We start from the raw sequence: 7,033 nt of genomic DNA, 5'->3' as shown, positions 1-7,033 counted from the left end.
GAAGCAACGTCTTGCAGGGTCGCGGTTGTGCTGGACACACTTTCCGCACCCTGCTGCTTCGTACGTGACGCTTTCTATGACACGCTCGGGGGCTCTATCAGATTCTCGTCCGCTGGGTCGAGGAAAACGTCGTCATCACGTTTCTGGCGACGGTCATCGTCGCGGTCGCGGCGACGGAAGTCATCCTCATTCGCTTCGGTAGCTCGCCGCTTGGCATGACGCTCGTCAGTGGAGCCGTAAACCTCGAGCCCTACGGGATCAACGCGCGGCCCCGTATCGTTCAGTTCGTCGGGTTCGTCATCTCGTGGATCGCGATCGGGCTGCTGTGGTACTATATCACGAAGACCGACGACGGCCGGTCGATCCTCGCGGCCTCGATGAGCGAGCGGGGGGCGCAGTTGACCGGCGTCGACCTTCACTCGGTCCGGTCGAAGACGTGGCTCATCGCCGGCGCACTCGCCGGTACCGCGGGTATCATCCTCGGCTCGACGGGCGGGGCGACGCCGCTCATGTGGCTCAACCCGCTCGCGCTGGCGTTTATGATCGTCGTCATCGGCGGTATCGGGTCGATCAAGGGGTCCGTCGTCGCGGCGTACGTCATCGGATTCCTCGAACAGTTCACGGTCACGTTCGTCGGGCACGGGTTCCGAGGCATCCTCTCGCTCGTCGTGCTCGTTGCCTTCCTGCTGTTCATGCCGCAGGGACTCTACGGGAGGGAGTTCGCCCATGATTAGTACGATACTACTCCTCGGAACGGTCTGCTCGACGGTAACGGGTCGAATCGGTCGCGTCGCCGGAACGCTACGGCGACAGGTTCTGTGGCCGATCGGTCGAACGCTCGAGCGGCTGCTGGCACCGATCGACCGGGTCCTCGATCCGGTTGCAGACGGGTACAACCGATCGCTGGGGCCGTACTTCGGCGAGATGTCGGGACTGCAGTTCGGCGTGATCGCGGTCAGCGTCGCCGGACTCCTCACCGCGGGCACCTGGGCTCCGATGGTCGGCCCGCTCCTCGGCGGCGGCCTTCTGCGAACGCTGGCGCTGGCCAGTATCTGGGCCATCTTCGCGATGAGTTGGGACATCCAGAGCGGATACACCGGCTACATCAGCTTCGGCCACTCCGCGCTGTCCGGCGCGGCCGGCTACACGACGGCCCTCCTGATCGTACACGTCGATCCGACGCTGTCGATCTGGGTCACGGGATCGGTGTCGGTGCTGGCCGCGCTCGTGGTCGGGCTGTTAATCGCGCTGCCTACGCTTCGGCTCGAGGGGCCGTACTTCTCGCTGATCACGTTCGTCGCCGTGCTCCTGTTTTACAGGCTGACGACGGCGTTCAGTTTGCTCGGGGGCATTCCCGGGTTCGGCCAGCCGGACGTCTTCACCTGGGACCCGATGGTGCGATACTACTACATGGCGATTCCGATGCTGCTCATCGCGCTCGCATTGACGTTCATGGCCCGATCGAACCTCGGAATGATCCTGATCGCGATCCGCGAAAACGAACCGGCGGTGTCCGCCGCGGGGCTCAATCCGACGAAGTTCAAGCTCTGGTCGTTCGTGCTCAGTTCGGTGCCGATGGGGATCGGCGGCGTCCTCCTGGTCGGCTTTACCGGGAACGTCGACCCGAGTACGTTCGTCGTCGTCGACAACAGCATCGAGATGATCGCGATCGCCGTTATCGGCGGTATGAGCTCGATCCTCGGGCCGCTCGGCGGCGCGTTCCTCTTCGAGGTTCTCAACCACCAGGTCCTCCACGGCTATTCGACGCCGGTCAGGTATCTCTTCTTGTGGCTAATCGTCCTGTTCGTGCTCGTGTTCGCACGCGACGGGCTGTTCAGGGCGATCTGGCACCGTCTCGGTGCCGTTCGAGGTGAGTCCGAATGAGCGTTCTGGAAGTCGACAACCTCACGAAAACGTTCGGTGGACTGGTCGCCGTCGACGACTTCTCGCTCGAAGTCGACGAGGGCGAAATCGTCGGACTGATCGGCCCGAACGGGTCGGGGAAGTCGACGGTGTTCAACTGCATCATGGGTCTGTACGACGTGACTGACGGCGAGATACGGTTCAACGGCGAGGACATCACGTCGGATTCGACCCACCAAATCGTCACCAAGGGACTCTCGCGGGTCTCACAGGAGTCGAACCCGATCGACCTGTACTCCGTGAGCGAGAACATCAGGCTGTTCACGCTCCCGAACAGTATCCGCTCGCTCCACGGTGGCGCGAGCGACGAGGAGATCCGCGAGTACGCCGCACGCATCGATATCGAAGACAAACTCCACGAGATGCCGAGCGAACTCCCGCATGCGGACGTTCGACGGCTCGAGATCGCCAAATCGCTGGCGACCGAGCCCGAACTCATGCTGCTCGACGAACCGTTCGCCGGGATGAACCAGGCCGAAATCGGGGCACTCGCCGCCCAGATCGAACGCTTCCGCGAGGACGGGATGACGATGGTCGTCGTCGACCACAACATGGGCGGGCTGATGGAACTCGTCGATCGCGTCGTCGTCCTCAACAACGGCGACTTCCTCGCCGCGGGAACGCCCGCGGAGATCGCCGACAACGACGCGGTCCAGGAGGCATACCTCGCCGGGGAGGGACTCTGATGACCGAACCGATACTCGAGATCGACGACCTCGACGTCTACTACGGCAAGTCACACGCATTGACGGGCGTCTCGCTGTCGATCGACGAGGGAGAGATCTACGGCGTGATCGGGCCAAACGGGGCCGGAAAGACGACCATGCTCAACGCTATCGCCGGGTTCGTCGACTACGACGGCACCATCCGCTACGACGGGGCCGATCTCGCCGCCGTCAGCCCACAGCGGATCGTCAGGGACGGTCTGGTCTACTGTACCGAGAATCGGGACCTGTTCCCGTACTTCTCGGTCCACGAGAACCTACTGATGGGCGCTCAGTTCCGCGACGACCGCGACGGCGTCCGAGCGGATCTCGACATGGTCTACGAGTTGTTCCCGCGGCTGGACGAGCGCCGCGAGCAGGAGGCCGAGACCATGAGCGGCGGCGAACAGCAGATGCTCGCCGTCGGCCGGGCGCTGATGAGCGATCCCGACGTGTTGATGCTCGACGAACCGACGCTCGGCCTCGCCCCGGTCGTCATCCAGGACATCGGCGCGGCCCTCGAGACGCTGCAGGCACAAACGGGACTGACGATCCTGCTCGCGGAACAGAACGCGACGTTCGCGCTGAACCACGCCGATCGACTCTCGCTGATCGAAACCGGCGAGATCGAACTGTCGGGGACCCACGGGGAGTTCCACGACAACGAGTACGTCCGCGAAGCGTACGTCGGCGTCCACTGACGGTGCTTTCCCGGCCCGTTTCCGACGCGTCCGCCGGCAGTAGATGCCACTCTCGAGGGACGACCGGCCGGACTGTCGTCGACGCGCCTGCATTGTTGGGTCGACCATTTTATTCGCCGCCGGCCGGATGGTCACCCATGCGCTCGACTCCGCAGGTCGTCGTCGCCGGTGGCGGACTCGCCGGACTGGTCGCCGCGCGCCACCTCGCCGCCGGCGGCGTGGACGTGGCGCTGGTAGAACGCCGAGAGACGGTCGGGGGGCGGGTCCGCACCCTCGAGCGCGACGGCTATCGATTCGACCGCGGCTTTCAGGTGCTCTTTACCGCCTATCCGGCGGTCCGGACGGAACTCGATCTCGAGGCGCTGGACCTCCGGCGGTTCGCCCCGGGTGCCACCGTCGCCGGTCCGACCGGGCGATCGACGCTGGCGGACCCGCTTCGGGAGCCCGGAACGATCCCATCGACGCTGGCCAGTCCGTACGTCTCCGCTGGCGACGCGCTCCGGGTCGCCCGGCTCTGGTGGGAACTCCGGCGGACGGAGCCGGACGCCCTGTTCGCCGGCGACGACGAGCGAATCGACGCGTTCCTCCGCGACCGCGGCTTCTCAGAGGCGTTCATCGAGGGTTTCATCGCGCCGTTCTACGGGGGGATCACGCTCGACCGATCGCTCGCGACCTCGAGACGCGTCTTCGAGTACACCTTCCGGACGCTTGCGGCCGGCGAGACGGTGGTTCCGGCGACCGGTATGGAAGCGATCCCAACCCAACTCGCCACCCGCGTTCGCGAGGCCGGCGGCACGATCAGAACGGGCGTCGAGGTCGAGTCGGTCACAGCGACCGACGCCGACTCGAGCGGTGCCGAGCGCGTGGACGGTCGTGTCATGCTCGAGGCCGACGGCGGATCGATCGACGCCGACGCGGTCGTCGTCGCGACGGACCCGCCGACCGCTCGCGACCTCACCGGCGTTCCGTCGATCCCGACCGACGGGCGGGGGTGTGTCACCCAATACTACGCGCTGCCGGCCGAGGTCGACCTCGAGACCGGCCGGCGACTCCTGTTGAACGCGACCGATCGGGGGCCGAACCACGTCGTCCCACACAGCGCGGTCGCGCCCGAGTACGCCCCCGACGGGGCGACGCTGCTCAGCGCGACCTACCTCGACGAGCAGTTCGAGGGCACCGGGTCCTCGACCGGGAGCGACGCCGACCGCGGCCCGGACGCGTCGGACGCCGCCCTCGTCGAGCGGACGCGACGCGCCCTCGAGTCGTGGTATCCTGACCGACGGTTCGCCGCGCTCGAGGCGCTCCACACCGAGCGCGTCCCGTTCGCGCAGTTCGACCAGCCGCCGGGGATTTACGACCGGCTGCCTGACGTTCGCGCGCCCGCCGGGCCGGTCTATCTCGCCGGCGACTACACGCAGTGGTCGTCGATTCAGGGCGCGATGGAGAGCGGTCGGCAGGCAGCCAAAGCCGTGCTCGACGATCTGTCGCGGTGACCGCACTCTCGTCCGAGTCGGTCGGCGACCGGGAACCGCGGCGTCCCGGTGTCGCCGCCGCGCCGAGACGTGCTTCGGCCGACGACAGCCATCGGCGAGCGGGAAACTACTAACTTCGCCTCGTCCCGTCCCCTCGGGAGACGAACGGAACCGACATGGCAATGGACGACTTTCTCGAAGGGACGACGCTGACCGGGCGACAAGCGGCGATCATATTCTTCGCGTTCCTCATCTTGATCATCACCGCCGCGGTCTTGCTGCTCACGTTCAGCGATTTCTTCAAAAATTTGGTGGCGGCCGCCGACTCGAACGCCGGTCGCGTCGGCGCGCTGTCGCTCGTGATCGTGCCGTCGGCCAGTGAACTCGAGAGTCGCTGCCATCGAACGTCGTCCACCTGGTGGGAGGGTCCCTCGACAGTCACAGTACCCGTCGTAGCTCCCCCAACGGCGGGAACCACAGGACATCGCCGCTCGAGTCGTCCCTGACCGCGGGGTGAAACGCGTCGGCGGACTGGACCAGCGGCGTCTGGAAATCCACGCCGGACATCCCGTTGACCGTCGCCCCGGCGGCGAGGCGCGTAAACGCCGGCAGGACGAGGACGTCCGCGTCTTCGTCACACGCCGGCCCGTAGAGGAAACACGGCAGTTTCCGGCCCTCGATCGACAGCGCCGGATGGTCGTGGCCGACGACGTAGCGGTCGGCCGTCGCGTCGGGGCGCTCGTGGCCGTGGCAGACGACCGTGTCACCGTCGGCTAGCCGGTACTCCCCGACGGTCGTGCCCGAAAACACGTCCTCGAGCAGCGTGTCGTGGTTGCCGGGCGTAACGATCAGCTCGGCACCGGCCGCCTTGACGGTCGCGACGAGTCGCTCGAGGTCACGCTCGACGCCCCGCGGAAGCCGCGAAAACGAGTGTAACAGGTCGCCAGCGACCACGACGGTGGCGGGTTCGGTCTCCGCGAGGAGTCCTCGAAGCCGCTCGACGACATCGCGTCCGTCATCGATCGGTGCCTCGACGCTCGAGGCGGCCGCCTTGCCGAGGTGGATGTCGGCGACGACGAGCGTCTCGGCCGCGGGAACGAACACGGCGCGGTCGTGGATCGTGAACGGGATGTCGACGGCCGTGTGGTCAGTCATCGTCGGAGTCGGAGCCGGACGCGGCGTCGGAGTCGACCGCCGACCGCTGGTCGGACCGGGACGTCTCCGCACCGCCGCCGGGGTGTCCTTCCTCGCCGAGCGCGGCCGCGAGATCGTACTCGGAGCCGGTCAGCACGAAGAGGACATCCTCGAGTGGCTCGAGGACTTCGGGGAGGATGCGAACGACGAGGTAGGTAATGCCCAGCAGAGCGCCGATCGACAGCGTTTGGGCGATGAAGTTGTGGGCGACGAGATAGGACGTGCGACTCACGGGAGCACCCATCAAGTCGCTCGCGATGTAGACGAACACGTCCTGCTGGAACCAGCCCCACGGCGAGGCCAGCCCGATAAAGACGTTCCGGGAGAGGTTGAGGAGCCAGATGATGCCGATCGCGCTCGTGAAGGCAATTGCTTTCCGCTTGAGCGGTGCGTTGACCGCGGCGATGAGGCCGCCGAAGATGGCCATGCTACCGATCCCGGTACAGGCCATGATGATGTAGGTCGTCCGCCCGGTGACCGTCTTTTCGGGGTCGAAGTCGAACTTGCTCATGTACCCGTCCGCACCTTCGGTCAGTCCGGGGCTGTGCCCCAGCAACTCCATCCCGAAGTGGGTCTGTGCCGCGGTCGTCTCGATCAACCACGTGCGAACGACGGGGATCGTCTCGGCGGGCAGGTAGAGCAGTCCCATGAACGCGACGGCCTTCGAGAGCAAGAGCAGCGACTCCCGGCCCGTGACGAGGAGGTAGGCGGTGTAGAGACACAGCGGCAGCGCGGCGAGTGCCAACAGCGTCTCGAGTGGGCTCTGCAGGTGGCCGTAGTAGTACGGCACCAGCATGAGCCAGTAGACGCCGAAGACCGACCAGGCCGCTGCGGCGACGTATCGCGCCGGATCGACGGCACCGGACCACTGCAGCGCCATCGCCGCGACGAAGGTCCCGATCGCGATCCAGGCGACCCAGTCGGAGAGTCCGAGTTGGCCGACGACTGCCGGAATGGGTGACATGGTCCCGGTCGCCACGAAATCGGCGGCCGGCACGGTTGCGGCGGTCGTCGCTGAGAGGGCCGACATACTCACGTG

Annotated in this window: 7 protein-coding genes and 1 pseudogene; 5 read left to right on the top strand and 3 right to left on the bottom strand. The window is 66.2% G+C overall.

Annotation, left to right across the window (positions count from 1 at the left end; translation table 11 throughout):
- Positions 1 to 89: 89 nt before the first annotated feature.
- The 5 genes and pseudogenes from C487_RS13185 to C487_RS13165 all read left to right on the top strand — a co-directional run.
- Positions 90 to 734 (top strand): annotated as a pseudogene (locus C487_RS13185) (branched-chain amino acid ABC transporter permease); the annotation flags it as partial.
- Positions 727 to 1,884: a branched-chain amino acid ABC transporter permease gene (locus tag C487_RS13180; RefSeq protein ID WP_006186285.1), complete on the top strand. Its 1,158-nt coding sequence runs from the start codon at positions 727 to 729 to the stop codon at positions 1,882 to 1,884. The pseudogene C487_RS13185 and the gene C487_RS13180, both read left to right, overlap by 8 nt.
- Positions 1,881 to 2,609, top strand: coding sequence for an ABC transporter ATP-binding protein (locus tag C487_RS13175; RefSeq protein ID WP_006186284.1), 729 nt, complete (start codon positions 1,881 to 1,883; stop codon positions 2,607 to 2,609). The genes C487_RS13180 and C487_RS13175 overlap by 4 nt, the downstream gene beginning before the upstream one ends.
- Positions 2,609 to 3,328 (top strand): ABC transporter ATP-binding protein, encoded by a 720-nt coding sequence (locus C487_RS13170; protein WP_006186283.1) that lies wholly within the window; start codon positions 2,609 to 2,611, stop codon positions 3,326 to 3,328. The genes C487_RS13175 and C487_RS13170 overlap by 1 nt, the downstream gene beginning before the upstream one ends.
- Before the next feature lie 137 nt (positions 3,329 to 3,465).
- Positions 3,466 to 4,821: an NAD(P)/FAD-dependent oxidoreductase gene (locus C487_RS13165; RefSeq protein ID WP_006186282.1), complete on the top strand. Its 1,356-nt coding sequence runs from the start codon at positions 3,466 to 3,468 to the stop codon at positions 4,819 to 4,821.
- 109 nt (positions 4,822 to 4,930) lie between these two features.
- Here the strand turns inward: C487_RS13165 and C487_RS20830 are convergent, their stop codons facing one another.
- The 3 genes from C487_RS20830 to artA are packed head-to-tail and all read right to left on the bottom strand — an operon-like array spanning position 4,931 to position 7,024.
- On the bottom strand, positions 4,931 to 5,242 hold the full coding sequence (locus tag C487_RS20830; protein WP_162471317.1) for a hypothetical protein: 312 nt from the start codon (positions 5,240 to 5,242) through the stop codon (positions 4,931 to 4,933).
- The gene (locus C487_RS13155; protein WP_006186279.1) at positions 5,239 to 5,955 is read right to left on the bottom strand and encodes a metallophosphoesterase; all 717 of its coding nucleotides are present in this window, start codon (positions 5,953 to 5,955) and stop codon (positions 5,239 to 5,241) included. The genes C487_RS20830 and C487_RS13155 overlap by 4 nt, the downstream gene beginning before the upstream one ends.
- On the bottom strand, positions 5,948 to 7,024 hold the full coding sequence (gene artA / locus C487_RS13150; protein ID WP_006186278.1) for an archaeosortase A: 1,077 nt from the start codon (positions 7,022 to 7,024) through the stop codon (positions 5,948 to 5,950). The genes C487_RS13155 and artA overlap by 8 nt, the downstream gene beginning before the upstream one ends.
- Positions 7,025 to 7,033 lie beyond the last annotated feature (9 nt).

Source organism: Natrinema pallidum DSM 3751 (assembly GCF_000337615.1).
Taxonomy (GTDB): domain Archaea; phylum Halobacteriota; class Halobacteria; order Halobacteriales; family Natrialbaceae; genus Natrinema; species Natrinema pallidum.
This window is presented reverse-complemented; position numbering and strand designations above follow the sequence as displayed.

Coding starts and splice junctions, on each gene's coding strand:
- C487_RS13180 (WP_006186285.1), top strand. CDS start 727: ATGATTAGTACGATACTACTCCTCGGAACGGTCTGCTCGACGGTAACG.
- C487_RS13175 (WP_006186284.1), top strand. CDS start 1,881: ATGAGCGTTCTGGAAGTCGACAACCTCACGAAAACGTTCGGTGGACTG.
- C487_RS13170 (WP_006186283.1), top strand. CDS start 2,609: ATGACCGAACCGATACTCGAGATCGACGACCTCGACGTCTACTACGGC.
- C487_RS13165 (WP_006186282.1), top strand. CDS start 3,466: ATGCGCTCGACTCCGCAGGTCGTCGTCGCCGGTGGCGGACTCGCCGGA.
- C487_RS13155 (WP_006186279.1), bottom strand. CDS start 5,955: ATGACTGACCACACGGCCGTCGACATCCCGTTCACGATCCACGACCGC.
- artA (WP_006186278.1), bottom strand. CDS start 7,024: ATGTCGGCCCTCTCAGCGACGACCGCCGCAACCGTGCCGGCCGCCGAT.